The sequence below is a fragment of the Methylobacterium nodulans ORS 2060 genome (assembly GCF_000022085.1).
Lineage (GTDB): Bacteria > Pseudomonadota > Alphaproteobacteria > Rhizobiales > Beijerinckiaceae > Methylobacterium > Methylobacterium nodulans.
In genome coordinates this window covers 42,731-69,122 of the sequence record NC_011892.1, presented here as the reverse complement: position 1 = coordinate 69,122, position 26,392 = coordinate 42,731, and the positions used below count along the sequence as shown (strand labels likewise).

The window sequence follows — 26,392 nt, the reverse complement described above, 5'->3', positions numbered from 1 at the left end:
TTTCTCGTCCGCTCACAGTTCGGATGGCTCACCAAGGGAAACCTTTAAACGCGCTTTCCCGTGTCACCAAACGATGCGACCGGGCCGGGAAGAGACCTGAGACAAGGCTTGAAGCGGTCTCGGCCTGACGCGCGCGTCCCGTCAGAGCGCAGCCCGCATGCGACATTCCGAAGCATAACTGTCTTGTGGCATGCGGTGACAGGTCCCGGGCGTGCTTCGCATCAATGCACAGGCTTCGTGGCGCGATCTGGATCGTCCGTAAAGCGCTGGACCGCCAGCTCGATGATTGCGACGCTTTGTTGGTCAACTTGTCCGCCTCGGGAACCCGAACCCTGATCACCTTTGCAGGCGCTCGCTTAGGCAGCTCCAAGGCGAGGTATCCCCCGAACGCTCCGTGGACGCTTGACCTGCGCAACCATGCCATGTACGCAAAATGAAACGCCGTTGCAAAATTCACCAGGGAGAGAGCGTCATGGCATGGGGGCGCCCGGCGGAGCCGGCATTCGCTCAGACGGCGGCGGTCGACGAGCACGCGCTCTACCGCAAGATGCTGCGGCGCATTCTGCCGTTCCTCTTCATCTGCTACGTCGTCAGCTACCTGGATCGCGTGAATGTCGGCTTCGCCGCGCTCACGATGAACAAGGACATCGACCTCAGCGCGACGGCTTTCGGCGTCGGAGCGGGCCTGTTCTTCTTCGGCTACTTCGTCGCCGAGATCCCGAGCAACCTGATCATGATGCGGGTCGGGGCCCGGCTTTGGATCGCACGGATCATGATCACCTGGGGGCTTGTCTCGGCCGCGACTGCATTTGTGACAGGCCCGGTTCAGTTCGGCATCGCGCGGTTCCTGCTCGGCCTCGGCGAGGCAGGCTTCGTCCCTGGTGTATTTCTTTACTTGAGCATGTGGTTCCCCTCCGCCGTTCGGGCCAGGGCGACGGCTCTGTTCCTGCTGGGGATCCCGGTCGCGAACATCGTCGGGTCGCCGATCTCGGGCGCTTTGGTCCAGCTCGAGGGCTTCGGTCTCAAGGGATGGCAGTGGCTCCTCGTTCTTGAGGCTGCGCCTGCGGTGATCCTCGGCGTCGCCTGCCTCCTCGTCCTGACCGACAAGCCCGAGAAGGCTGCCTGGCTGTCCGCCCCAGAGCGCGACTTCCTCGTCTCCCGGCTCGCGTCGGAGAAGGCCGCCATCGAGAAGAAGCACAACCTCACGCTGGCTCAGGCTCTTCGGAACTGGCGGGTGCTGACGCTCGCGACCATCAACTTCTGTGCCATCATCGGGTCACTCGGCATCGGCCTCTGGCTGCCTCAGATCATCAAGCAACTCGGCCTCGCCACGTCCGTCGTCGGGTTCGTCACGGCGATCCCCTACCTCTGCGGGGCAATCGCGATGGTGGTGTGGGGCCGGATGTCGGACCGGGGCAGCGATCGAACGATCTACCCCGCCATCTCGCTGTTCGTCGGCTCGGCCGCCCTGGTGGCCAGCGCCTTCACCTCATCGCCGCTCCTCACGATCGTCGCCCTCTGCATCGCGGTCGTCGGCATCAACTCCTTCGTGGCGACCTTCTGGGCCGTCCCGTCGAGCTTTCTCACCGGCCGCGCGGCGGCGGGCGGGATCGCGATGATCGTCTCCATCGGCAACCTGGGCGGCTTTGTCGGGCCTTACATGATCGGCTTCGTTCGCGACCTCTCGGGCGGGTTCACGGCGCCGCTCGTCGCGGTCGGCTGCTCCCTCCTGTTTGGCGCAACGCTGATGGTCGTCTTCGGTCGCCTCGTCCGGCGGGACGATGTCGCAACCGCGATCCCGGCCTGACGCCATGATCCCGCGCCTCTCGCCCGAACCCGTCACGCTGTCGGTCTACGCGGTCTTCTGCGCCGAGTTGCGGGCGCGGGGCTTCGCGGGCGACCTGTCGGTGGGCGCGGCCGATCGAACCGTCGCGGCGACGGACAATTCGATCTACCAGCTCACGCCGCAGGCCATCGCCTTTCCGCGCGGCCTCGACGACCTCGTGCGCATCGCGACGCTCCTCGGAGAAGAGCGCTTCACAGAGGTTCGGATCGCGCCGCGCGGCGGCGGGACCGGTACCAACGGCCAGTCCCTCACGGACGGGCTCGTCGTCGACCTGTCGCGGCACATGAACCGCATCGTGGCGATCGATCCGGAACGCCGCACGGCGCGGGTCGAGGCAGGCGTCGTCAAGGACCAGCTCAACGCGGCGCTCAAGCCTTTCGGGCTCTTCTTCGCGCCCGAGCTCTCGACCTCCAACCGCGCCACGATCGGCGGCATGATCTCGACCGACGCCTGCGGCCAGGGCTCCTGTCTCTACGGCAAGACGCGTGACCACGTGCTCGAACTGACGACCGTCCTGTCTGACGGAACGGTTTGGCACTCAGGCCCCCTCGATGAGGCCGAACTTGCAGCCATCCAAGCGCGATCCGACCGTGTGGGCATCATCCACCGCGACGTGGACAGGCTCCAGCGCGAGAACGCGGCACTCATCACTGAGCGGTTTCCGCCTCTCAACCGCTGTCTCACGGGATACGACCTCGCCCACATCCGACGCGCGGACGGACGGTTCGACCTCAACGCCGTCCTGTGTGGCTCGGAGGGAACGCTCGGATTTCTGGCGGAGGCGACGCTCAACGTCCTGCCGCTGCCGAGCCATGCGGCGCTGGTCAATCTCCGCTACGGCAGCTTCGACGCAGCGCTCCGCGACGCGCAGGCGCTCGTATCCTTCGGGGCGGCGTCGATCGAGACGGTCGACTCCACGGTGCTGGCGCTCGCCCAAGGCGATCTCATCTGGGAAGGCGTCGCATCCTTCTTCCCCGAAAACGGCGGGGAGCGGGCGCACGGCGTCAATCTCATCGAGTTCGTCGGCAACAGCGGCGCCGAGGTCGAGGAGGCGGTGGGACGCCTCACGGCGGCGCTGGACGCGGCCGGTCCTGTCGGAGGGCGGCGCGGCTACACGGTGGCGCGGGGGGAGATGGACGTCGATCGCATCTGGGACATGCGCAAGAAGTCGGTCGGACTCCTGGGCGGCATGAAGGGCGACAAGCGGCCGATCGCCTTCGTCGAGGACACCGCGGTCCCGCCCGAGAACCTCGCCGACTTCATCGCGGAGTTCCGGGCAGCGCTCGATCGGCGCGGTCTCGATTACGGGATGTTCGGCCACGTGGACGCGGGCGTGCTGCACGTGCGGCCTGCGATCGACATGAAGGCGCCGGGCGCCGAGGCCCTGATCCGCGAGGTCACGGAGGACGTCGTCGCGCTGACGCAGCGCTACGGCGGGCTCCTCTGGGGCGAGCACGGCAAGGGTGTGCGGTCCGAGTTCTCGCCCCGGTTCTTCGGCCCGCTCTACCCGGTGCTGCAATCCGTAAAGGCCGCCTTCGATCCGCGTCACCAGTTCAACCCGGGCAAGATCGCCGTGCCGGAGGGCGGCACACTGCTTACCGTCGACGGCGTGCCGACCAAGGGCCAGCGCGACCGCGCGATCCCGCCGGGAGTGCGGGCCGGCTACGACGAGGCGCTCCACTGCAACGGCAACGGAGCCTGTTTCAACTGGGATCCGGACGACGCCATGTGCCCCTCCTGGAAGGGCACGCGCGAGCGCCGGCACTCCCCGAAGGGGCGCGCCCAGCTCATGCGCGAATGGCTGCGCCGGCTCGCCGCGGAGGGCTGCGACCCTCTCGTCGAGGCAATCCGGCTGCGCGCGCGGCCGGGCTGGCTCGCCTTCCCGGGCCGCCTCGTCGCAACGCTTCGCCGGCGGGAGGACGACTTCTCCCACGAGGTGCACGAGGCCATGGCGGGCTGCCTGGCCTGCAAATCCTGCACGGGCCAGTGCCCCATCAAGGTGGACGTCCCGAGCTTCCGGGCGAAGTTCCTCGAGCTGTATCACGGCCGTTACCTGCGGCCCTTGCGCCACCACGTCGTCGCTTCGCTGGAGGCGCTGGTGCCCTGGCTGGCCAAGGCGCCGAGGCTCGTCAATCGCGCGACATCACTCGGCCTCGCCGACGCGATCGGGCTCGTCCACACACCGAGGCTGTCCGGGCTGAACCTCGGGCGGGAGATCGAGCGTCGAGGCGTGGCGCTCGCCAATGCGGAGGTCTTGGCGAAGCTGTCCGCCTCCGAGCGCCTGATGAGCGTCGTCGTCGTGCAGGACGCATTCACGAGCTACTACGAGACGCCCGTCCTGCTCGCCCTGCTCGATCTCCTGATCGGGATCGGAGTCCGGCCCTGGCTCGCGCCCTATCGGCCCAACGGCAAACCGCTGCACGTTCACGGCTTCCTGGGCCGGTTCGAGCGGCGCGCGTCGGCGAGCGCGACCGACCTCGGCCGCCTTGCCGCGACCGGCGTCGCGCTCATCGGCCTCGATCCGTCCATGACGCTCACCTACCGGTCGGAGTACCCGCAGGCTCTTCCCGGGCGCGACGTGCCGCGCGTCCAGCTCGTCCAGGAATGGCTCACCGGCCGTCTCGAACGCGCGCCGCGAACGCCCGACAGAGAGACCTACTGGCTGCTCCCGCACTGCACCGAGCGGGCGACCGCGCCGCCCGCCGTGGCGGCGTGGTCAACCGTCTTCGCGGCTTTCGGGCTCGGCCTCTCGACGCTGCCGTCCGGCTGCTGCGGGATGGCCGGCACCTTCGGCCATGAGGCGGAGCACCGGGCGATGTCCGAGCGCATCTACGGCCTCAGCTGGGCGGCGCCCGTAGCCGAGAAGGGCCGGTCGGGCCGACTCGTCGCCGACGGTTATTCCTGCCGCCTGCAGGCCAAGCTCATCGACGGCGTCCGGCTGCCGCATCCCGTCGAGATCCTTCACGCTCACGTGGCGGCCGGCGCCGAGGTTGTGGCCGCCGCGAAGCGCAGCCCGGCCGAAGCGCGGCGCTGATCCGATCACATTGAGGACAAGGAGCACGTCATGGCAGACCGCAAGCAGTTCAGGCTGGGCCTCGTCGGGTACGGCGAGATCGGCAGCACCCTCGGAGCGGGGCTGCGCGGAGCCGGTCTCGAATCCATTGCCTGCTACGACAAATACGCCTTCGACGGTCCTTACGCCGACCTCATCCAGAGCAGGGCGCGGGACGCCGGCGTCACCCTGGTGCGGTCGAACGCGGAGCTCGCGGATGCGAGCGACCTGATCTTCAGCGTGACGCCCGGCGCGTCCTCGCTGGAGAGCGCGGACGCGTTCGCACCCGTCCTGACGAACCGGCACACCTTCCTCGATTTCGCGTCCGCCACCCCGAAGATCAAGAGAAGCGTCGCCGACAAGCTGGCGGCGAGCGGTGCGCTTCTCGGTGACGGCTCGATCGAGGGGACGCCGCTTCACGGCTACTCCATGCGGATGCTGTCGAGCGGACCCGCCGGCGAGCGCGTGCGTGACCTGCTCGTGCCCTGGGGCATGCAGATCGAGTTCATGGGTCCGGTGCTCGGGACGGCGTCCGGGATCAAGATTCTCCGCTCCGTCCTCATCAAGGGCATCGAGGCGCTGACGGACGAGATGCTGCTCGCGGCCCGCCAATATGGGATCGACGAGATCGTGCTCGCCTCCGCCTCCAAGACGCTGGCGCGCCCCTGGATGGATACCGTGCAGAGCTTGACTCCGTCCGGAGCCATTCACGCCAAGCGCCGCGCCGAGGAACTCGAGATGTCGGCCGACGCCGTTCAGGACGCCGGGGTGGAGCCGATCATGGCCCGTGCCGTCGCGAAGAGGCTGCGCTGGAAGGAGAGCCTCGGCCTCAAGGATCACTTCAAGGGCGTCGTGCCGCGGACCTACCAGGAGGCGCTCGACGCCATGGAGCTCAAGGCCGGCCTGAAGCGATCCGAGCCGGCCTGACCGTCCCTCGCCCCTCACTCCGTTTCACTGTTCAGAAAGCAGCCATGTCCATCGGGTTCAAGATCCATCCCCGCACCCGCAAGGTCGACGAGGCCACGGTCGAGAAGTTCAAGGCCATCGCGGTCGCGAATATCAGCGACTCCATGAACCGCATGGTCCATGGCGGGCCCCGCCTCAGGCCGCTCCATGCGGGGGGCGTGCTGGCCGGCGCCGCGCTCACCATCAAGCAGCGCCCGGGCGACAACCTGATGGTGCACGCGGCCCTGAACCGCGCCAGCGCGGGCGACGTCCTCGTCGTTGATGCAGGTGGTGACCTGACGAACGCGATCATGGGTGAGCTCATGCTCGCCCATGCGCAGCAGATCGGGGTCGCGGGCGTGATCGTGAACGGTGCCGTCCGCGATCACGGGTGGATCCGCGCAAATTCTCTGCCGGTGTTCGCGGCCGGCATCACGCATCGCGGCCCCTACAAGAACGGGCCCGGCGAAATCAATGCCACGATCGCCCTGGACGGGATGGTGATCCAGCCAGGCGACCTCATCGTCGGCGACGACGACGGGATCGTGTGCGTGCCCTTCGATCAAACGGAAGCCGTCTTCGCCGCAGCCAACAAGAAGCAGCAGGACGAGGCCAAGACGATGGCGGCCATCAAGGCCGGCACCGTGGACCGGTCGTGGGTTGAGCGCGCCCTCCGGGACGCGGGCTGCGAAGGGATCTGATCCGCCCGCGGACGGCAGGAAAGCCGAAGGCACAGAGACGGCGACCTGCATCGCGCGAGCCGTATCCAGGAAGACCATGGGAGGACAGGACGTGAGCGTCCCTGAACAAGCGCCGCAGTCCCTCGAAAAAGCGACCATGCGCCGGGTGATTCTTCGCCTCGTGCCGTTCCTGATGGTCTGCTACTTCTTCGCCCTGCTCGACAGGGTCAATGTCGGCTTCGCTGCGCTGCAGATGAACAAGGATCTCGGGCTCACGCCTGCGATGTTCGGCTTCGCGGCGAGCCTGTTCTTCGTCTCCTACTTCCTGGTCGAGGTGCCGAGCAATCTCGCGCTGCAACGCGTCGGCGCTCGTCGGTGGATCGCCAGGATCATGATCACCTGGGGCTTGGTGACGATGGGCATGGCCCTGGTGATCGGGCCATACTCGCTCTACGCGATGCGGTTCATCCTGGGGGCGGCCGAGGCCGGCTTTTTCCCGGGCGCCATCCTCTACCTGACCTATTGGCTGCCGAACGAGTATCGGGCGCGCATCCTCGCGACGTTCACGGTCTCGATCCCGCTCGCGACCTTCCTGGGCTCGCCGCTCTCCGTGTCGCTGCTCGAACTCGACGGAGTTCTTGGGCTCAAGGGCTGGCAATGGCTGTTTGTTCTGGAGGGGCTTCCGACCGTGCTCCTCGGAATCTGCTGCCTGTTCCTGCTGACGGACAAGCCCCGGGACGCCGTCTGGCTCAGCGACGCGCAGCGCGAATGGCTCGTCGGGCGTCTCGCCGACGAGGCGGCACGCAAGAAGCCCATCGGCCACATCTCGCTGTGGCAACTCGCGCGCAACAGGTACTTCGTGACCATGGCGCTGGTCTGTGCGGGAGCGTCCGCCACCGGCAGCGTGCTCTCGGTATGGCAGCCGCAGATCATCAAGTCGTTCGGACTGACCAACCTTCAGACCGGGTTCGTCAACGCGATCCCGTACGGCCTCGCCACAATTCTGATGATCCTGTGGGGCCGCCGGTCGGATCGCAGCGGCGAGCGTACGTGGCATACGGCGATCCCGCTGATGCTCGCGGCTTTCGGCTTGTCGTACCTGAACCTGTCGGGCGGCATCGTGACAACGATTGTCGCCGTGTCCTGCGCGCTCGTCGGCGCTTACGCCTTCAAGGGGCCATTCTGGGCCCTGTCGGCGGGGTGGTTGTCGGCCGGGACTTTGGCGGCGGGCCTCGCGGGGATCAACGCGATCGCGAACCTCATCGGGGGCGGCCTCATGGTGAACATCGTCGGCCTCGTGAAGGAAGCGACGGGGAGCTTCGCACTCGGCATGCTTCCTGTCGCGGCGCTTGATGCGGCCGCCGCCGTCTGCGTCCTCATGATCAGCCGCGCGCACGCCCGCGACGCACGCGCGGCCGCAGCTCTGGCCTGACGTCAAGCCAGCGACCTGCCTGGCGCGGCGGTCGTCGAAGCGCCCGGCCATGCCATTCCGTCCGGACCACCGAGTGCGGATCCCATCATCCCTCGAGGACGTGCGATGTCGTTCTTCGCTCCCCCACCGACCGTGACGGCCGAGATATTCACGCGGCTGCCGGACCGGTTCCGCAAACCCAGGCCGACCGCGTGGGCGACCGCGAACCGTGGCGGACACGCGATCGACTCCTTTTTGGAGGGGCCGGTCTTCGACCGCGCCGGCCGGCTCTACGTGACCGACATCCCGTTCGGTCGCATCTTCCGCATCGATCCGAATGGGACATGGGAACTCGTCGCGGAATATGACGGCTGGCCGAACGGGCTGAAAATCCATCGCGACGGACGCATCTTCATCACCTGCTACAAGCGCGGGATCATGCTGCTCGATCCCGAGGCCGGGTCGGTGACGCCCTTCCTGGAGACTGCCGGTTCGGAAGGGTTCCGAGGCGTCAACGATCTCACCTTCGCCCAGAACGGCGACCTCTACTTCACGGACCAGGGCCAGACGGGCCTGCAGGACCCGACCGGTCGCGTCTATCGCCTTCGCCCGTCCGGCGAACTGACCTGCCTCATCGACACGGTGCCGAGTCCGAACGGCATCGTGATTGACAGCGCCATGACGAATCTCTTCGTCGCCGTGACGCGGGCGCAGCAGATCTGGCGCATCCCGCTCGGGACGAGCGGGCTCGTGTCGAAAGTCGGCGTCTTCTCGCAACTCCACGGCGGGATGGGAGGTCCGGACGGCATCGCGCTCGATGCCGAAGGATGCCTCGTCGTCGCCCATACCGGCTTCGGCTCGATCTGGCGCCTGTCTCCGGTCGCCGAACCGATCCTGCGCGTGAAGTCCCCGGCCGGCATCTCGACCACCAACATCGCCTATGGCGGGCCGGATCACGCGACCCTCTTCATCACCGAGTCCCAGACTGGGAGCATCCTGACGGCGCGCATGCCTGCTCCTGGTCAGGAATTGTTCTCGCACACCTGAACGGAAGCGCCTCATGACCAAGTTGACGACGCGGCGCGATCACCTCGCGCTCCTCGTGGCCGGGGTCGCGCTGGGCGCCGGCACGCGTCGAGCCTCGGCTCAAGCGGTGCGCTGGTCCGCGGGAACGGAACGCCCCTCGATCACGATTCCCCTGAACGCGACCGATTGCCACCACCACATCTACGACGCGCGCTTTCCCCCATCCCCGAGCGCGACCCTGCGGCCCCCCGATGCCAGCGCCGAAGATTACCGGCAGTTGCAGCGCCGACTGGGCCTCACGCGCAACGTCGTCGTGCAACCGTCGACCTACGGGATCGACAATCGGCTGCTCGTCGAGTCGGTCAGAGCCTTCGGCGACAGCGCGCGCGGCATTGCGATGCTCGATGCGACCGTCACCTCGGCCGAACTGCAACGCCTGCATGAGGCCGGCATCCGGGGCGTGCGGTTCGGCACGCGGCTCCCGGGCGGCGCATCCATGGACGACATGGAGCCGGTCGCCCGCAAGATCGCGGAGCTGGGCTGGCACATCCAGCTCGTGTCCGAGGGCGAAAAGATCGTCGAGTTGCGGGACGTGCTGGAGCGCCTGCCTGTCCCTGTGGTGTTCGACCACATGGGTCATCTTCCGGAGCCGGCCGGCCCCGACCACCCCGCCTTTCGCGTGATCGCGAACCTGATCGAAACCCGCGGTGCCTGGGTGAAGCTGACCGGTGCATACATCCTCTCCAAGGTCGGCCCGCCCAGCTATGCCGACCGAAGCCGGCTCGCACGCGCCTACGTCAAGTTCGCCCCCGAGCGGCTCGTCTGGGGGAGCGACTGGCCGCATCCCACGTCGCCTGTCGATGCGAAGCCCGACGACGCCATCCTGCTGGATCTGCTGGCGGACTGGGCTCCGGATCCCAAGCTGCAAGCCCGGATCCTCGTCTCGAATCCGGCCACGCTCTACGGGTTCTGAGCCGTTCGGAGGCAGCGCGGGACACGAGGCAGCGGGAACCGAAACGAATGAAGTCCGTCGAGAGCCGCCATTCCGCGGAGGACGCCCGATCGGCTCAGCGCAGCACCACGATGCGCCAACGCTGGGCCAAAAAACTCGACAAAGATAGGGAGGTGAACAATGAGAACGTTCGATCGGTCGAGGCACGATATCCTGAAGGCTGCTGTTGTTTGCGCCGTGTCGGCGGGCCTGTCGCAAACGGGATGACATTCACCAGCCGTTAGGCATACCTACCCAGCTTGCCGCCTCCATCCCGGGAGCCGGCCCATGATCCTCACCGCCCTCGCGCTCAAGCTGAAGCGCCAGGCCCGCGGCGACTTCACGAGTCGGCACTTCGAGGCCATGCTGATCGTCCAGACCGTCTCCTGGTCCCTGCGCGACGCCCTGAGCGACCGGGACATCGAGGAGATGCTGCTGGAGCGCGACCTGACTGTCGACCACTCCACGATCAATCGCTGGGTGCTCGCCGACGCGCCCTCGATCGAGCGCCGGCTGCGCCAATTCCGCAAGCCGCACCGCGGGCCGGTGCGCGTCGACGAGACCTCCATCCGGATCCGCGGCCAGTGGCGCTCCCTGGATCGGGCCATCGATAAGCACGGCGAGCCGGTCGACTTCCTCCTCCCCGCCCACCGCGATCTGGACGCCGCCAAGCGGTTCTTCCGCACGATGCTGCAGGATCAGCCGCTTCTCGCTCCTGACCGGATCGGCACGGATGGGGCTGGTCCCGACCCGCCGGCCCTCGCCGAGAGCCGCGAGGCGGGCCTGCTACCCCGCACGCCCACGCACTCCGTGACCAAGCCCCTGCAGCAAGGGAGCGAGGGCGACCATTTCCGGATGAAAAGGCCGATGCCGTGGGTCGGGGGTTTCCAGCCCTTCGCCACTGCGCGGCGCACGATCCAGGGCTTCGAGGCCATGCGGTGGCTGCGCAAGGGCTTCGGGTTCGCGGGGGCGTGGACCGTGTGCGAGCAGAACCAGCGGCTCGCCTCCTGCTTCGGACTTCCCGTTGCAAACAAAGCGTGAAAGCGGGGCAGCGTAGTCACTGCTGCGGCCTGTTCCCGAGTTTGCGACCGGCCCCGTCCCGAATCATGCGGGCCAGACCCGCGATGAGCCTGACCTGCTCGATCCGGAAGACCGTCTCGATTGCTTGATGGGTGTCGGCCGCCGCCACGCTTCCCGTTCACGGGAGGAGCGAGGGGCGAGGCAAGTCATGGCGGACAGCGGGCCTCAGCGGCCGGCCATCCTGTCGCGAAGCCGGTCTTCCTGCTCGGCGAGCTCCGGCGTAAAGGCATCGCCGAAGTCGGCAGCCTCGACGACCGGGCGGATCTCGATCTCGCTTGGGCCCGGCATCGGGTTAGGGCAGCGCTTCACCCACTCGACTGCCTCAGCCATGTCCCTGACCTCCCACAGCCAGAAGCCGGCGACCAGCTCGCGGGTCTCGGCGAAGGGCCCATCGGTGACGGTGCGGCTCGGGCCGTCGAAGGCCACGCGTTTGCCCTGAGCCGAGGGCTTCAGACCCTCGCCCGCCAGCATGATGCCGGCGTTGACCAGTTCCTCATTGTACTTGCCCATGGCCTCAAGAAGCTCTGACGAGGGCATGATGCCCGCTTCGCTATCTTTCGTCGCCTTCACCAAAACCATCACGCGCATCGTCTTGTCTCCTATGACGCCGAGGCCGCACCGATCTCCCTGCTGCTACGACGAACAGAAGACGAGGCGATCGACAGCTCGTCGAAGATTTTTTTCGGGTGAGTGGAGCCACCAGCCTCCAGGCGTTGGAACCGGAGCCGGACCGGCCGGGTCGGGTGAGGCCGACAAGCAACGCCATGGAAAGGTCGCAACGCCCACCTAGCCAAGGAGCCGGAACTGACGACTGCTTTGGGTCACACTCGGTCGTAGAACCGAGCCAATGAAGGTCGGCTTTCCCATTTCCCAGGACCTTGGACCAGCGAGCCTGTGGTGAGCGCACCCTCGGTCCGAGGTGGGCTTCAAATCACTCGTTACCGTGACGCCTCATCAATCTTCGTTGCCGTCGAGGAGGCTGAAATCTTTCTGGATCTGGATGCTATCACACATAGCTCAGGCCGACCGGAAGGGGCTTCGTGCCCCTTCGATCAGAGTCTTGACTTTCTCGTTAAGTTGAGGAAGTCACTGATTTGGGATCAACGGGGCACCGAGGGCCCCTCCTGATCGGCGCGGTTCCTTCCTTCCCAGGGCGTCCGCCGATCGAGCCAGACAGTGCTCACCGCTTGGCCTCGTCGCTTGCAGCGCCCCTTCGGGCCGGCGCTCGCTTCACCGCCCCCCGGCGGTTCCATCGTTCCCTGCCATTTCCGGCGCGGCCGAGCCGCTGCCTCCAGGGTTCGCGCGCCGACACCAAGCGAGACACCCATGAGCTTCATTCTTACGCTCAAGCTGATTGCCATTGTCCTGGAGGTCACGATCATCGTGATCGAGCTGAGCCACCTGCTCGGGTAAGGCGGCCTCGGCCCTCCCCCGTTGGGGAGGGCCACCCTCCATACACCGCACCTATGCGAGGAGCGCTATTTTGATTTCCTGACATGCAATCCTTACAGGTTTAAGTGTCTGAAAAACCGTCTTTTTCTGGGCGCAGGCAGAGGCCATGATCCGAATGCGGCGCAATCTTCCGGAATGCGCCACAAGCTGCCATTGAGGTCCCAACCTCCGGACATCCGCACCTGACGCGATTTCAGGTCTTTGTCCTTCGACACGCGTTCAGGTTCGCGGTGGCCGCCTGCAAGCGCGGCTTCTCCTCATTCCTGCCAGTCATCGCTTGCTGAAAATTAGCGATTGGACCCGGGCCGCAGAACGGCCCATGAATCCGATAACCGAGATGGCCCCGGGCAGGCACGAAAGTGCTCAGGCCCACGCCTCCGATCTGTACAAGCTTAGCCGATAAACCAACGAAGTCCCGGCGTGGCATTTCTGCCATCGAAGTCCTGCATCAAGAGGACTCGATGATGGCTGCGTCGAGGTTCCAGGAAACGCGCACCTTGGAGGAACGATGTCCAGCCTCGGGCATCAGGCGGCATTGCCCGTCCGCACTGACAAGCAGAGCAGTCAACACGGTCTCGATGCGGCTCTGAAACGGATCGGCGTTCCGATCGCGCTGCTCGCTGCGGTCGCGATCTGGCTCGCTCCGACACCCGACGGTCTTTCAGTCGCCGGCCACAAGGCCTTGGCGCTCTTCGGAGGCATCTTCGCCCTCTATCTGACGGAGGCGATCCCACTCGCCGTCACAAGCCTCCTCATCGTACCCGCCGCCGCCCTGTCCGGCATCACGAGCGTGCGCGGCGCGCTAGAAGGCTTCTCCTCCTCCTCTGCCTACTTGATCGTCGGCGCGTTCATCCTCGCCACCGCCATGGTCAAGACCCGCTTGGCCGAGCGCATCACCTACTTGATCCTCTCAGCGATCGGGTCGGCGCCGAGGCGCATCACCCTCGGGGTCTGCCTCGTCAACATCGTGCTGGCCTTTCTGGTCCCTTCCTCGACGGCCCGGACCGCGATCCTGCTGCCCGAGTGCCTGAGCATCCTGGCACTCTACGGCGCCACCGGCCGCTCCACGTTCGCGGTGAACCTGCTCCTCACCCTCACGATGACGAACGCCACGATCGGGGCCGGCATCCTGACCGCGACCGTCCCCAACCCCGTGACCGTGGAGTTCGTCGCCAAGGCGAGCGGCCACACGATCTCCTACGCCGAGTGGCTCCTCTACGGCTTCCCGCCGGCGCTCCTCATGACCTTCGCGACCTGGGCACTGATCCAGAAGGTCTTCCCCGTCGATGTCGATCCGGCCCAGGCGGACATCGACGGCACCATCCGTACGAACTTGGCAGGGCTCGGCCGGATGTCGGCCGCCGAGTGGCGCACCTTCCTGGTGTTCAGCCTCGTCACCCTGCTGTGGGCGACCCAGACCTTCACGCAGTTCGACACCACCGTCGTGTGCCTCGCCGGCGTCGTCCTCCTGTTCCTGCCCGGCTTCGGGGTCATCACCTGGGAGGACGCCAACAAGGGCGTGTCCTGGCAAGTCCTGCTCGTGGCCGGTGGCGGCATCTCGCTCGGCGACATTCTTCTGAAGACCGGCGCGGCGGCGTGGCTCGCGAACGCGATCTTCCACGGGCTCGGCCTTGGGGGCGCCTCCACCCTTGTGGTCATCGTCGTGGTGATGTTCATCGTCCAGTACCTGCACGTCGTCTTCGTCGGCACGACCGCGATGGCGACGGCCCTGCTGCCGATCATCTTAGGCATGGCCGGCACGGCGCAGATCGACGCGGTGGCGCTCGCTCTGCCGGCCGGCATGATCATCGGCGGCTACCCGCTGCTGATGTTCTACAACACGCTGCCCAGCATCATCGTGCATGGAACCGGGCGCCTGAGGGTCAGCGACTTTCCGAAAGTCGGCATCGTGATCTGCGCGCTCGCCTGCCTCGTCTACGCGCTCTGCGCAGCAACCTACTGGCGTTGGCTCGGACTTTACTGAAGCTTGAATAAGCCGCGCCCGCCTCAACTGTCACACCGTCGATTGGACATCCGCCATGACTCTTCCCCTCGCGGGCGTTCGCGTCCTTGATTTATCCAACGTGCTCGCCGGCCCGTTCTGTGGCTACCATCTCGCGCGCCTCGGCGCGGAGGTCATCAAGGTCGAGAACCCGAAAGGCGGCGATCTCGCCCGCCGGCTCGGGGCCGATCCGGCCATGGCCGAGCGCCTGATGGGCCTCTCCTTCGTGGCGGTGAATGCCGGCAAGCAGTCGGTCGCCATCGACTTCAAGGCGAAGGCTGGCAAGGAGATCTTCCTGCGCTTAGTCGAGAAAGCCGACGTGGTGCTGGAAAACTTCCGGCCGAAGGTGATGGAGCGGCTCGGGCTCGGCTACGACGTGCTGTCGGAACGCAACCCGCGGCTCGTCTACTGCGCCATCTCGGGCTTCGGCCAGAGCGGGCCCTGGCAGGGCCGCCCGGCCTACGACCAGATCGTCCAGGGCCTGTCGGGCGCTATGAGCGTGACCGGCGACGCCGCGACGGCACCGCTGCGCACCGGCTTCCCGATCTCCGACACGATCGCCGGCATCACCGCCGCCTTCGCGATCTCGTCCGCCCTCGTTGAGCAGCGCACCACCGGGCGGGGCCGGCGCATCGACGTGTCGCTGCTCGAAGCGACGCTCGCGGCGATGGGCTGGGTGGTGTCGAACCACCTCAACGCCAACGTCGATCCGCAACCGATGGGCAACGAGAACTTCACGGCCGCACCTTCGGGCACTTTCCAGACCGCGAGCGGCCCTCTCAACGTCGCGGCCAACGAGCAGAAGCAGTATGAGGCCCTCTGCGACCTCGTCGGGCGGCCCGACCTCAAGACCGATCCGCGCTTCGCCGAGCGCCAAGCGCGCAAGCGCAACCGGGCGGTGCTCTCGGCGGAGCTGAACACGGCCCTGCAGGCCCGCCCAGCAAAGGAATGGGAGGCGCTGTTCAACGCCAGCGGCATCCCGGCGGGCTGCGTGCTCGGCGTGCCGGAGATCCTGCGCGAGGAGCAGGTGGTCGGACGCCGCTTCGTCGAGACGCTGCCGGAGACGGTGAAAGACGCTCAGCCGATGCGGGTCACCCGGCCGGGCTTCCTGCTCGATGAGGCCTATCCCGTTCCCGCTCCCCCGCCGCGGCTCGGCCAGGACACCGAACGCTGGCTCGCGGAACTCGGCTACGGCGCGAACGACATTGCGGCCCTGCGCGAGCAGGGAACGATCACCTCTGATAACCGCCCGACCGTCGCACCCTCGGCAAAGCTCCCCGAGATCAAGGTGCGCGCCGAGACGTCGAGCAGCTGAGACAGCCCCCACACGGAGACCGACGATGGCTGACAAGGATCCGGCCGCCCTTCTGGACGCGGCGAGAACCTGGTGGTCGACCGAGATCATCGACATGAAGCCGGGCGTGATCCGGTTCCGCGGCTACCCGATCGAGCAGCTGATCGGGGCGGTCAGCTTTCCGCAGATGATCTGGCTGATGCTGCGCGGCAGTCTGCCGTCGCTCAACGAAAGCGCTCTGCTCGAAGCGGCGCTCGTCGCGGCGGTCGATCACGGCCCGCAGGCGCCCTCGATCGCGATCAGCCGGATGGCCGTGACCTGCGGCCTGCCGCTCAATGGCGCGATGGCCTCGGCGATCAACGTGCTGGACGACGTCCACGGCGGGGCTGGCGAGCAGTGCATGGAGCTCTACGCCGATATCGCGCGGCATCTCGACGCCGGTTTACCGTTGGAGCAGGCGGTCGAGGCCGGCGTCGATGCGTTTATGGCGGCCCATGGGAAGATCGTGTCCGGGTTCGGCCATCGCTTCCACCCGGTCGATCCGCGGGCTCCGCGGCTGCTGGGGCTGGTGGAGGCGGCCCGGGAGAGGGGCGTGGTGAGCGGGCGGTTCGCCGAGATCGGCCGCACCGTCGAGGCGTTGCTTCAGCGCCGCAAGGGCCGCCCCATTCCGATGAACATCGACGGCGCGACCGCGGTGATCTACGCGGAGCTGGGCTTCTCACCGCCGCTCGGTCGCGGCCTGTTCATCCTGTCGCGCTCGGTCGGCATCCTGGCCCATGCCTGGGAGCAGACCCGACAGGGCGGGCGCATCAAGGGGCCGATGCCGCCGAGCGTGCCCTACAGCTACACAGGCCCGGCGCCGCGGGATTTTCCCGGCTGATCCGTGAGTGCCGCCCCAGCTGGCGAGAGGCGCAGAGGGCTCCGATGATTGAGCGAAGATCCGCCAACTACCTGCCTGTCCGCCCGGACTGGCTGGCCACAGGCCATGAGGAGCCGCTGGAGCCCGAGCTGCCGATCATCGACGCGCACCACCATCTGTGGGACCGGCCCGGCTGGCGCTACCTCTTCGACGAATACCTCGCTGACATCGGCGGGAGTGGGCACGCCGTTCAGGCGAGCGTCTTCATGCAGGCGCAAGCGATGTATCGAGCCGATGACTCGGGCCCGATGCGCGTGGTTGGGGAAACCGAGTTCGCCAATGGCGTCGCTGCCATGGCGGCGAGCGGGCAGTACGGCCCAGTGCGCCTGTGCGCGGGCATCGTCGGGCATGCCGACCTTCGGCTCGGGGACGCCGTCGCGGAGGTCCTGGAAGCTCATCTCCGCGCGGGGAACGGGCGCTTCCGCGGCATCCGCCACATCACGGTCTGGGACACCGATGCGACCCTGATGAACCCGCTGAGTGCGGGGCCTCCGGGTTTGCTGTCGGATACGGCCTTCCGGGCCGGCTTCGCCCGGCTCGCGCCGCTCGGTCTCAGCTTCGACGCGTGGCTCTTCCATCCTCAGCTCGACGAGCTGACCGATCTGGCAAGAACCTTTCCCGACACGACGATCGTACTCGATCATTGCGGCGGCATCCTCGGCATCGGCGCCTATGCGGGGCGGCGGCAGGAGATCTTCGCGGCGTGGTCACGGTCGATCCGCGCACTCGCCCAGTGTCCGAACGTCTCCGTGAAGCTCGGCGGCCTCGGCATGCGCATGAACGGCTTCGGCTTTGAGACGGGCCGGATGCCGCCGACGTCTCAGCACCTCGCCGAGACGTGGCGCCCCTACATTGAGACCTGCATCGAAGCCTTCGGCGCGACGCGTTGCATGTTCGAGAGCAACTTCCCGGTCGACAAAGGCTCCTACGGCTACGGCACTGTCTGGAACGCCTTCAAGCGCCTGACGGCGGGGGCCAGCAGCGACGAGCGCATGGCTTTGTTCAGCGGGACGGCCACCCGCGTCTACGCCGTCACCCTGCCGTCCTGAGCCGCGGCCCGGGCCGAGGAAGGGCTCGGATCGGGCGAGAGCAGCATGCTCCCTTGCGTCTGAAGCAGCGTCACCACGCGCAGGGCCGCTGGCGAAAGATAGCCCTCGCGGCGGTACACGCAGCCGAGCGGGCGGCGCATCGTGGTGGCGTCCAGGCCGAGCCGTTCCAGCCGGCCGCCGAGCCGGTCCGGCAGCAGGTTGCGCGTCGAGGTGAAGCTCAGGAGGTCGGTCTCGCCGATCAGCCGGGGCAGCATCGTGATCGAGTTCGTCTCGATCTGGACCGCCGGTCCGGGCAGGCCGTGGGCCTGGAAGACCGTGTCCAGCCACTGGCGCATGGCGACGCTCTTCGCGGGCAGCACCCACTTCCACTTCACCAGATCCTCGATGCTCAAGGGTCGGCCGCACAGGGGATGGCCCCGGGCGGCCACCACCACCACGTCGTCGGTCCCGAAGGTCACGTGCGCGAACTCGTCGTGGTCGCTCGCCAGGACGGGCCCGATGATGAGATCGAGCTGATTGTCGCGCAGGGCCGTCCGCAGTACGCCGCTCATCCCGATCTGCAGCTCGACCGTGACGGCAGGCGCCGCGGCGATCAGGGCCCGGCAGACCTGCGGCAGCAGGTACTCCGCCATCGTGGCGCCGGTCCCGATTCGGACGTGCCCGGCCGCCCCGGCCGCGAAATCGCTCACCTCGCGGAGCGCCTCGTCCATGGCGGTCCGCATCCTCCGCGCCCGGGCGAGCAGCACCTCGCCGACCTGCGTGAGCGCGAGGCCGCGGCTGGAGCGCGCGAACAGCTCGGCCCCGACGGACGCCTCCAGGCGCTGGATGCACTTCGTCAGGGCCGGCTGCGTCCGGCCGAGGCGCTCGGCCGCCCGTCCGAGATGACCCAGATCCGCGATCACCTCGAAATACGCCAGATCGCGCAGGTCCATGAATTCCTCCCGGTTATTGTTCGCTGAAAATTAGCGATTGGACCCCGGCCCGGTCTGCATGACACAGAACAGGCTGCCAATCCAAGCGTCCGGCACGCCCAAAGGCTCGGCGCGAAGCAAGTCGGCCCAAGCCCGAATGCTGGCAGTCTGTTGAGGGAGGATACGATGATCGTCGCTGCGGCGGCCGACGGAGGCATTCTGCCGGAGACGCATGAGCGTCAGCTGGCGAGCGCCATTCGCAAGAATACTTGGCGCCTGGTTCCGATCCTGGGCCTCGCCTACCTGTTCAACTATCTCGACCGGACCAGCGTCGGGTTCGCCGCCCTGCAGATGAACCAGGCGATCGGACTCACGGCTGCGCAGTTCGGCTGGGGCGCGGGTATCCTCTTCTTCAGCTACTGCCTGCTCGAAGTGCCGAGCAACATCGCCATGTACCGCTTCGGCGCGCGGCTCTGGCTCGCCCGGATCATGATCACCTGGGGGCTCGCTGCGGCGGCGACGGCCTTCGCGGTCGGGCCGATGAGCTTCTACGTCATTCGGTTCCTGCTTGGCGTATTCGAGGCCGGCTTCTTCCCGGGCGTCATCTGGTACATCTCGATCTGGTTCCCGGCCCGGTACCGCACGCAGGTGTTGGCGCTGTTCATGGCCTCGACGCCCCTGTCGTCGCTCCTCGGCAGCCCGATCTCGGCGGCCCTCCTCGGCATGGACGGCATCCTAGGGCTTGGAGGATGGCAGTGGATGTTCCTGATCGAAGGCCTCCCGGCCTGCCTGCTCGGTCTTGCCTGCCTGTGGCTCCTCGCCGACACGCCCAAGGACGCGACCTGGCTCACCGAGGGCGAGCGGGCTGCGCTGATCGCCGAACTCGCCGCCGACAAGCATGAGAAGCCGAAGAAGGATCTGTGGGCCGCCATGAAGGACATCCGAGTCCTCATGCTCACTGGGATCACCTTCGCGTTCACCATCGGCTCCTACGGCATCGGCATCTGGCTGCCGCTGATCCTCAAGAACCACGGCCTGAGCACGATGCAGATCGGCTGGGTCACGGCGATCCCCTACCTGTTCGCAACGATCGGCATGCTGGCCTGGGCGCGGCTCGTCGATGCCGCCGGGCGCAAGATCTACAACCTTATGACCGCGCTGATATGCGGCGCCCTTGGCCTCGCCCTCTCGGTCGTGTTCTCGTCGCTCATCCCAGCCGTCGCCTGTCTGACGCTCGCGCTGATCGGCACCATCTCCGCCCGCACCGTGTTCTACACGATCCCGCAAGGTTTCCTGACCGGGGCGGCCGCCGCCGGAGGGCTGGCCTTCATCAACTCGGTGGGTGCGTTCGGCGGCTTCGTCGGCCCCTATCTGGTTGGCTTCCTCAAGGATGCGACGGGATCGTTCGACGCCGGCATGCTTGGCATGGCCGCCATCCTGTTCGCCTCGACATTGCTGGCCTGGTCGCTGAAACTGGTCATCCGAAACGCCTGAGACAGAAGGGCCAAGCGATCCGACGAGCAGGCTCGACGCCGTCAGGGCTGCGCAAGCGATCGCCTCATCGCCCTCGGCAGGAAAGGGAGGAAATTCTCATGCGGAAGGGATCTGACCTCCTGGTCCAGGCCCTCGAGAACGAAGGCGTCGACCGGATCTTCGGCATTCCGGGCGAGGAGAACCTCGATGTCGTCGAGAGTCTGCGCACCTCCCGGATCGAGCTGGTTCTCACCCGTCACGAGCAGGCCGCGGCCTTCATGGCCGCCACCCATGGACGCCTGACGGGTCGGCCGGGCGTCTGCCTCTCGACCCTTGGCCCAGGCGCCCTGAACTTCACGACAGGAGCGGCCTACGCGCATCTCGGCGCCATGCCGATGCTGATGATCACCGGCCAGAAGCCGATCCTGAGCGCCCGCCAGGCCCGCTTCCAGATCGTCGACATCATCGGGGCGATGCGCCCGATCACCAAGATGACCCGCCAGATCGTCTCGGCGGCCTCAATCCCGACCCTCGTGCGCGACGCCTTCCGGGTCGCCACCGAGGAGCGCCCCGGCCCGGTCCACCTCGAACTGCCCGAGGACATCGCGGCCGAGACGGCCGACGTCGCGATGGTGCCCTCGCACCCGATCGACCGGCCGGTGGCGGCGTCCGCCGCCATTGAGCGCGCGGCTGCGATGATCCTGAGTGCGCAACGCCCGCTGATCATGATTGGCGCAGCCGGCAACCGGCCGCGGCTGGTCGAGGCGCTCTCCGATTTCGTGCGGCGGACGCGCATCCCCTTCTTCAACACCCAGATGGGCAAGGGCGCGGTCACGGGCGGCTCGAATCTCTATCTCGGCACCGCGGCGCTCTCCGAGCGGGACTACGTGCATCAGGCGATCGACCGGGCGGACCTGATCATCTCGATCGGGCACGACACGGTGGAGAAGCCTCCCTTCCTGATGGGGCAGGTCGCGGGCGGCCCCAAGGTCATCCACATCGGCTACGTCTCGGCGAGCGTCGAGCAGGTATTTCACCCGGATGCCGAGGTGGTGGGCGATATCGGTTCGACCGTGACGGCGCTCGCCGACCGGCTCGGCGGGCGGCTCGATCCGGATCCCGGCATGCTCGACCTGCGCCGCTCGATCCTGGAGCGCATCAATGACCGGGCCGAGGAGGATCGCTTCCCGGTGACGCCGCAGCGCCTCGTGCATGACGTTCGTGCGGTGATGCCGGAGGACGGCATCGTCTGCCTCGACAACGGCATGTACAAGATCTGGTTTGCCCGCAACTATCGCACGCACGTCGCCAACACGTTGCTTCTCGACAACGCGCTCGCCACGATGGGCGCGGGGCTCCCCTCCGCCATGATGGCGAAGCTCCTGAATCCGGGCCGGAGGGTGATGGCGGTGTGCGGCGATGGCGGATTCATGATGAACTCGCAGGAGCTCGAGACCGCGGTCCGGCTGAAACTCGACCTCGTGGTGCTCATCCTCGATGATTCGGCCTACGGGATGATCCGCTGGAAGCAGGCGGTCGACGCTTTCGCCGATTACGGCATGACCTTCGGCAACCCGGACTTCGTCGCCTACGCCAATTCCTACGGCGCAACCGGGCATCGGATCACCGCGGTGAAGGACCTGATCCCGACGCTCGAAGCCGCCTTCGCGGCGGGCGGGGTCCATCTCGTGGCGGTCCCGGTCGATTATGCCGAGAACATGCGCGTCCTCGTTGAGGAGCTCCAACACAAAGCCGGCGCAGCCGAGCCGACCGGCTAGAGCCATTTTCCGACGAAGTGAATCCCGGTTCGTCGCAGACGATGCAGCAATCAAAGGTTTAGAGTGGCGATCCGTTCCGACGTGAAGGAATACCGCTCGAACCTGCTGCCCTTCGGACTTGCGCGACGCGACACTCTTGGAGGCGCCCATGACCACGATGACCGTTGAGGATCGCTTGCTCTCCCTCAAGCGGCCCGATCTGCTCCGAACCCAGGCCTATATCGACGGGGCCTTCGTGGATGCCGACAGCGGCGAGACCATCGCGGTCGACAACCCGGCCACGGGCCAGGTCCTCGGAACGGTGCCCAGGATGGGCGCCGCCGAAACGGAGCGCGCCATCGCCGCAGCCCAGGCGGCGCTGCCCGACTGGCGGGGGCGCACCGCCAAGGAGCGCGCCGCGATCCTGCGCCGCTGGTTCAGCCTGATCCTGGAGAACCAGGACGATCTCGCCGCCATCATGACCGCCGAGCAGGGCAAGCCGCTGCCCGAGAGCCGCGGCGAGATCGCCTACGCGGCCGCCTTCATCGAGTGGTTCGCCGAGGAGGCCAAGCGCGTCTACGGCGACGTCATCCCGGCCCACGGGCCGGACAAGCGGATCGTCGTGCTCAAGCAGCCGATCGGCGTCTGCGCGGCGATCACGCCCTGGAACTTCCCGGCCGCCATGATCACCCGCAAGGCCGGACCGGCGCTGGCCGCCGGCTGCACCATGGTGCTCAAGCCCGCAAGCCAGACGCCGTTCTCGGCGCTGGCGCTGTGCGCGCTGGCGCAGCAGGCCGGGATCCCCCCGGGGGTGCTCTCCTGCCTGACCGGCTCGGCCCAGGCGATCGGCGGGGCGATGACCGCCAGCCCGATCGTGCGCAAGCTCTCCTTCACCGGCTCGACCGAGATCGGCCGCGAACTGCTTGCGCAGTGCGCCAAGACCATCAAGAAGACCTCGATGGAGCTGGGCGGGAATGCGCCGTTCATCGTCTTCGACGATGCGGACCTCGATCTCGCGGTGAAGGGCGCGATCGCCTCGAAGTACCGCAACGCCGGCCAGACCTGCGTGTGCGCCAACCGCATCCTGGTGCAGGACGGCATCTACGATGCCTTCGCGGAGCGCCTGGCGAGCGCCGTGCAGGCCATGCGGGTGGGCGACGGCTTTGCGGCCGGCACGGTGATCGGGCCGCTGATCGACGCCCAGGCGGTGGTGAAGGTCGAGGAGCACATCAGGGACGCCCTCGACAAAGGGGCGCGGCTCCTCACGGGCGGGCGGCGCCACGCGCTGGGCGGCAGCTTCTACGAGCCGACGGTGCTGAGCGGGACGACCCCCGCGATGAAGATCTTCCGGGAGGAGACGTTCGGGCCGGTGGCGCCGCTGTTCCGGTTCCGCACCGAGGAGGAGGCGGTGGCACTGGCGAACGACACCGAGTTCGGGCTGGCCTCGTACTTCTACGGCCGCGACATCGGCCGGGTGTGGCGGGTGGCCGAGGCGCTCGAATACGGCATTGTGGGCATCAACGAGGGGATCATCTCGACCGAGGTGGCGCCGTTCGGGGGCGTCAAGGAGAGCGGGCTCGGCCGCGAGGGCTCGCATTACGGCATCGAGGACTATCTGGAGATCAAGTATCTCTGCATGGGCGGCATATAGATTGCGGTTGCTAATTTAACGCGACGCTGAGGGCGCCAATCCAGGGACGCCTCAGCGCCGCAGCCGCGCGCACCGGAAGGCATTTTACAAGCCTCGGCATCACGGATGGTAGGATTGCCATCCACGTTAGAAGGTTCGGCCTGTCAGCTTGTTCAATACAAATCGGTAACTGGTGATCAATGGCACTTGGTAGCGTTCGTGTTTTCGACTCTGTCTCGCCGGCAAATTTTCTTGATGACCCCGCTCAGGAACCAGGGGATGGGCTTGAGTGATCGGTCATTGAGGCTCTGCCGAGCCGTTGACGCAATGCAAGGTGTTGAGCTGCTGTCTCCCGTTGCGTAGCCTGTCGGACGTTCAGTGACCGCGGCCAAGTCCCGGAACGGGTCAGAGGCTCCCTTTTAGGTTCCATACGCCGCGCTTATGCGAATGAGATGAGGATCGGCAGGTGCGAGTCGAAGGGTTTCGACAGGTCCGCTCTCGGGTGTCGAGCGGCCATTTCGACGGCACTCACTGAAGGTCTGCAAGTGGCGGATTCTGTTGAAAACTCGGCTGTTGCGCCGGCAGTTTTGGGGTGATTCACTCCCGTTGAGAGACGGGGATTGAAGCAGATGATGGGACCGCGGCAAGTCGAGCAAGGTGCCCTGTTCTACGAGTTCTCGCTCGATACCCACGTCCCAGCCGACCATCTGCTGCGCGCCATCGACCGCTTCGTCGACCTGACCGGACTGCGCCAGGACCTCTCTCCCTTCTACGCCTCGACGGGCCGCGCTTCTGTCGACCCCGAGTTGATGATCCGCATGCTGATCATCGGCTACGGCCGTGGCATCCGCTCCGAGCGCCGGCTCGGCGACGAGGTCCACCTCAACCTCGCCTAGCGTTGGTTCTGCCGGCTCGGCCTGGACGGGCGCGTGCCCGACCATTCCACCTTCTCCAAGAACCGCCACGGCCGCTTCCGCGACAGCGACCTCCTGCGCCGCCTGTTCGCGCGCGTGTTGGCCCGCTGCATCGCGGAAGGACTCGTGGGCGGGGAAGGCTTTGCGGTGGATGGCCGCCTGATCCAGGCCGACGCCAGTCGGCAGAAGGGCGTCGAGGGATCCGCCGGCCTGCCGCCCGAGGCCGTGAGCCGGGCCGCTCAGGAGTACCTGGCCGTGCTCGACGCGGCGGCCTTCGGGGCTGCCACACCAGTGCCGCCCAAGTTCCTCTCACCCGCTGATCCGGCCGCCCGCTGGACCGGTGCCCATGGCGGGCTGGCCTTCTTCGCCGACACGGCCAATGACCTGATCGACCGCGACCCTGCGATCATCGTTGATGTCGAGGCAACCACCGCCATCCGGCAGGCCGAGGTCACGGCCGCCAAGCGCATGCTCGAGCGGTCGCGCGCGAGCTTCGGCCTCTATCCGGCCCGGCTTGCCGGCGACAGCGGCTCTGGCTCGGCCGAGATGCTGGGCTGGCTCGTCTCCGAGCAGGGCATCGCGCCGCACATCAGCGTGTTCGACAAGTCGGAGCGCACGGATGGCACCTTCTCGCGCGCCGACTTCAGCTACGACCAGCCCGGCGATGTCTACCGCTGCCCGGCGGGTACGATGCTGACCACGCCGGGCAGCCGGGTCAACGGCGGGGCGACGCTCTTGGATCGGGCGAGCACGTTCGACTGCATGGCGTGCCCGTTGAAGGCGCGATGCTGCCCAAACGGTCCGGTGCGCAAGATCCCACGCTCGATCTCCGAGGGGGCGCGGGACATGGCGCGCGACATCGCGCGATCTGACGAGGGCAAGACGTCGCGGCGTGAGCGCAAGAAGGTCGAGATGTTGTTTGCCCACCTCAAGCGCCTCTTGAAGCTGGATCGGCTCCGGCTGCGGGGTCCGAACGGAGCCCGCGACGAGTTCCACCTCGCCGCAGCTGCTCAGAACCTGAGGAAGCTCGCCAAGCTCGTCCCGGTCCCGCAGCCGAGCCCGGCTTGATCGGCGGGAGGCACTCCGTGCCCCACGAGGGTCGCTCCTCGCAGCCACCGCTGATCCAGCCTGCCCGCGAGTTTTGCAACGAAATCCACCCATTGCAATCGTCCGGACAGGTCTGTTCGGTTGCAGGATAGCGGAGGAGGCTGAGGGCTATCCAGGCGGATGGGCCGCGTAGCGGGCCAGGAAGGTCCTGACGGCCTCCTCCACGACGGTGTCGTCGTCGGGGATCTCCGCCAAACCGCCGACCCTCATGACGTGCGGCCAGATCACGAATTCCTGGACGAGGCCCATGAATTGCCGTGCCGCGAGTTCCGGGTGGGGGCAGCAAAGCAGGCGCCGGTTCGTCAGTTCCGACAGGACGCCCGCGAACGCCGCCACGAGCGGCGCCTTGCCCGCCCGGTAGAAGGCCTCAGCGATCCAGGGCTGATGGCGCGATTCCGCGATGACGAGGCGCGTGAAGGCGATCTGGTCCGTTCCCTGGACGAAGCGCAGCAGCGCCCGCGCGAAGCCGTGCAGGATCTCGGCCGGTTCGGCCGGCTCGGCCGACGGGGACGGCAACATCACCGCCACCTCTGTCCGGACCGTCTCCCAGTGGCGATCGACTACCGACCGGAACACCGCGTCCTTGCTTCCGAACTGGTTGTACACCGTCTGGCGCGACACCCCCGCCGCGCGGCCGACCTGCTCGAGGCTCACGCCCTCGTAGCCGGCGTCGAGGAACAAGCGCCGCGCCGCATCTAGGATTGCGATCGAAGTGCCGGCGCCCTCGCCGCCGCTCCCCGCATGCTCATCGTCCCGAACCGTTGCGCCGCGCCGTGCCATGCCGCCATCCCTACTTTACTTTACTGTAAAGTCAATCTATGAAGATCACCCCAACGGGTCCGCCCTGCCGGCT

18 protein-coding genes and 1 pseudogene are annotated in these 26,392 nt (G+C 67.0%); 16 read left to right on the top strand and 3 right to left on the bottom strand.

Going from position 1 to position 26,392, the window contains the following annotated elements:
* The first annotated feature begins 472 nt into the window (after window positions 1–472).
* From MNOD_RS36635 to MNOD_RS36600, 8 genes are all read left to right on the top strand, one after another.
* A complete protein-coding gene (locus MNOD_RS36635) occupies window positions 473–1,807 on the top strand; it encodes an MFS transporter (protein ID WP_015934015.1) in 1,335 nt (444 codons plus the stop codon).
* Between the two features lie 4 nt (window positions 1,808–1,811).
* The gene (ydiJ, locus tag MNOD_RS36630; RefSeq protein ID WP_015934014.1) at window positions 1,812–4,880 is read left to right on the top strand and encodes a D-2-hydroxyglutarate dehydrogenase YdiJ; all 3,069 of its coding nucleotides are present in this window, start codon (window positions 1,812–1,814) and stop codon (window positions 4,878–4,880) included.
* 30 nt (window positions 4,881–4,910) lie between these two features.
* Window positions 4,911–5,825, top strand: coding sequence for a DUF1932 domain-containing protein (locus tag MNOD_RS36625; protein WP_015934013.1), 915 nt, complete (start codon window positions 4,911–4,913; stop codon window positions 5,823–5,825).
* Between the two features lie 44 nt (window positions 5,826–5,869).
* Window positions 5,870–6,544, top strand: a complete 675-nt coding sequence (locus tag MNOD_RS36620) for an RraA family protein (RefSeq protein WP_015934012.1) — start codon at window positions 5,870–5,872, stop codon at window positions 6,542–6,544.
* A gap of 76 nt (window positions 6,545–6,620) precedes the next feature.
* Window positions 6,621–7,955 carry an MFS transporter gene (locus MNOD_RS36615; protein ID WP_015934011.1) on the top strand — a complete coding sequence of 445 codons (1,335 nt, stop codon included), beginning with the start codon at window positions 6,621–6,623 and terminating at the stop codon, window positions 7,953–7,955.
* 105 nt (window positions 7,956–8,060) lie between these two features.
* Entirely contained in the window at window positions 8,061–8,981 is a 921-nt protein-coding gene (locus MNOD_RS36610; protein WP_015934010.1) for an SMP-30/gluconolactonase/LRE family protein, read from the top strand.
* Window positions 8,982–8,994: 13 nt separating this feature from the next.
* A complete protein-coding gene (locus tag MNOD_RS36605) occupies window positions 8,995–9,933 on the top strand; it encodes an amidohydrolase family protein (protein WP_015934009.1) in 939 nt (312 codons plus the stop codon).
* Between the two features lie 306 nt (window positions 9,934–10,239).
* Complete coding sequence (locus tag MNOD_RS36600; protein ID WP_015934008.1) at window positions 10,240–10,992, top strand: IS6-like element ISMno34 family transposase; 753 nt, start codon at window positions 10,240–10,242, stop codon at window positions 10,990–10,992.
* Window positions 10,993–11,196: 204 nt separating this feature from the next.
* Here MNOD_RS36600 and MNOD_RS36595 read toward each other — a convergent pair whose 3' ends face one another.
* On the bottom strand, window positions 11,197–11,619 hold the full coding sequence (locus MNOD_RS36595; protein ID WP_015934007.1) for a YciI family protein: 423 nt from the start codon (window positions 11,617–11,619) through the stop codon (window positions 11,197–11,199).
* Between the two features lie 1,372 nt (window positions 11,620–12,991).
* Between MNOD_RS36595 and MNOD_RS36590 the strand changes: the two genes are divergently transcribed.
* From MNOD_RS36590 to MNOD_RS36575, 4 genes are read left to right on the top strand one after another with little or no spacing between them, the layout of a single operon-like run.
* Window positions 12,992–14,467 carry an SLC13 family permease gene (locus MNOD_RS36590; protein WP_015934005.1) on the top strand — a complete coding sequence of 492 codons (1,476 nt, stop codon included), beginning with the start codon at window positions 12,992–12,994 and terminating at the stop codon, window positions 14,465–14,467.
* Window positions 14,468–14,522: 55 nt separating this feature from the next.
* Window positions 14,523–15,800 (top strand): CaiB/BaiF CoA transferase family protein, encoded by a 1,278-nt coding sequence (locus tag MNOD_RS36585; protein WP_015934004.1) that lies wholly within the window; start codon window positions 14,523–14,525, stop codon window positions 15,798–15,800.
* Between the two features lie 25 nt (window positions 15,801–15,825).
* Window positions 15,826–16,659: a citryl-CoA lyase gene (locus MNOD_RS36580; protein WP_015934003.1), complete on the top strand. Its 834-nt coding sequence runs from the start codon at window positions 15,826–15,828 to the stop codon at window positions 16,657–16,659.
* Window positions 16,660–16,703: 44 nt separating this feature from the next.
* Entirely contained in the window at window positions 16,704–17,747 is a 1,044-nt protein-coding gene (locus tag MNOD_RS36575; RefSeq protein ID WP_015934002.1) for an amidohydrolase family protein, read from the top strand.
* On the opposite strand, the gene MNOD_RS36570 is transcribed toward MNOD_RS36575, so the two are convergent.
* Window positions 17,723–18,679: a LysR family transcriptional regulator gene (locus MNOD_RS36570; protein ID WP_015934001.1), complete on the bottom strand. Its 957-nt coding sequence runs from the start codon at window positions 18,677–18,679 to the stop codon at window positions 17,723–17,725. The genes MNOD_RS36575 and MNOD_RS36570 overlap by 25 nt on opposite strands.
* Before the next feature lie 165 nt (window positions 18,680–18,844).
* On the opposite strand from MNOD_RS36570, the gene MNOD_RS36565 reads away from it, so the two are divergent.
* The 4 genes and pseudogenes from MNOD_RS36565 to MNOD_RS36550 all read left to right on the top strand — a co-directional run bounded on the left by MNOD_RS36565 (window position 18,845) and on the right by MNOD_RS36550 (window position 25,500).
* Window positions 18,845–20,152, top strand: coding sequence for an MFS transporter (locus tag MNOD_RS36565; RefSeq protein WP_015934000.1), 1,308 nt, complete (start codon window positions 18,845–18,847; stop codon window positions 20,150–20,152).
* 98 nt (window positions 20,153–20,250) lie between these two features.
* Window positions 20,251–21,909, top strand: coding sequence for an acetolactate synthase large subunit (locus MNOD_RS36560; RefSeq protein ID WP_015933999.1), 1,659 nt, complete (start codon window positions 20,251–20,253; stop codon window positions 21,907–21,909).
* Window positions 21,910–22,057: 148 nt separating this feature from the next.
* Window positions 22,058–23,539: an NADP-dependent succinate-semialdehyde dehydrogenase gene (gene gabD, locus MNOD_RS36555; protein ID WP_015933998.1), complete on the top strand. Its 1,482-nt coding sequence runs from the start codon at window positions 22,058–22,060 to the stop codon at window positions 23,537–23,539.
* A 608-nt stretch (window positions 23,540–24,147) separates the two neighbouring features.
* A pseudogene (locus MNOD_RS36550) lies at window positions 24,148–25,500 on the top strand (transposase).
* Window positions 25,501–25,647: 147 nt separating this feature from the next.
* Here the strand turns inward: MNOD_RS36550 and MNOD_RS36545 are convergent.
* Entirely contained in the window at window positions 25,648–26,319 is a 672-nt protein-coding gene (locus MNOD_RS36545; protein WP_015933997.1) for a TetR/AcrR family transcriptional regulator, read from the bottom strand.
* Window positions 26,320–26,392: the final 73 nt, after the last annotated feature.

Excerpts from the sequence above, each read along its gene's own strand:
- MNOD_RS36580 (WP_015934003.1), top strand. The coding sequence starts at position 15,826 with ATGGCTGACAAGGATCCGGCCGCCCTTCTGGACGCGGCGAGAACCTGG.
- MNOD_RS36585 (WP_015934004.1), top strand. The coding sequence starts at position 14,523 with ATGACTCTTCCCCTCGCGGGCGTTCGCGTCCTTGATTTATCCAACGTG.
- MNOD_RS36605 (WP_015934009.1), top strand. The coding sequence starts at position 8,995 with ATGACCAAGTTGACGACGCGGCGCGATCACCTCGCGCTCCTCGTGGCC.
- MNOD_RS36635 (WP_015934015.1), top strand. The coding sequence starts at position 473 with ATGGCATGGGGGCGCCCGGCGGAGCCGGCATTCGCTCAGACGGCGGCG.
- MNOD_RS36575 (WP_015934002.1), top strand. The coding sequence starts at position 16,704 with ATGATTGAGCGAAGATCCGCCAACTACCTGCCTGTCCGCCCGGACTGG.
- MNOD_RS36610 (WP_015934010.1), top strand. The coding sequence starts at position 8,061 with ATGTCGTTCTTCGCTCCCCCACCGACCGTGACGGCCGAGATATTCACG.
- MNOD_RS36590 (WP_015934005.1), top strand. The coding sequence starts at position 12,992 with ATGTCCAGCCTCGGGCATCAGGCGGCATTGCCCGTCCGCACTGACAAG.
- MNOD_RS36565 (WP_015934000.1), top strand. The coding sequence starts at position 18,845 with ATGATCGTCGCTGCGGCGGCCGACGGAGGCATTCTGCCGGAGACGCAT.
- ydiJ (WP_015934014.1), top strand. The coding sequence starts at position 1,812 with ATGATCCCGCGCCTCTCGCCCGAACCCGTCACGCTGTCGGTCTACGCG.
- MNOD_RS36545 (WP_015933997.1), bottom strand. The coding sequence starts at position 26,319 with ATGGCACGGCGCGGCGCAACGGTTCGGGACGATGAGCATGCGGGGAGC.
- MNOD_RS36625 (WP_015934013.1), top strand. The coding sequence starts at position 4,911 with ATGGCAGACCGCAAGCAGTTCAGGCTGGGCCTCGTCGGGTACGGCGAG.
- MNOD_RS36560 (WP_015933999.1), top strand. The coding sequence starts at position 20,251 with ATGCGGAAGGGATCTGACCTCCTGGTCCAGGCCCTCGAGAACGAAGGC.
- gabD (WP_015933998.1), top strand. The coding sequence starts at position 22,058 with ATGACCACGATGACCGTTGAGGATCGCTTGCTCTCCCTCAAGCGGCCC.
- MNOD_RS36595 (WP_015934007.1), bottom strand. The coding sequence starts at position 11,619 with ATGCGCGTGATGGTTTTGGTGAAGGCGACGAAAGATAGCGAAGCGGGC.
- MNOD_RS36620 (WP_015934012.1), top strand. The coding sequence starts at position 5,870 with ATGTCCATCGGGTTCAAGATCCATCCCCGCACCCGCAAGGTCGACGAG.
- MNOD_RS36615 (WP_015934011.1), top strand. The coding sequence starts at position 6,621 with ATGGGAGGACAGGACGTGAGCGTCCCTGAACAAGCGCCGCAGTCCCTC.
- MNOD_RS36570 (WP_015934001.1), bottom strand. The coding sequence starts at position 18,679 with ATGGACCTGCGCGATCTGGCGTATTTCGAGGTGATCGCGGATCTGGGT.
- MNOD_RS36600 (WP_015934008.1), top strand. The coding sequence starts at position 10,240 with ATGATCCTCACCGCCCTCGCGCTCAAGCTGAAGCGCCAGGCCCGCGGC.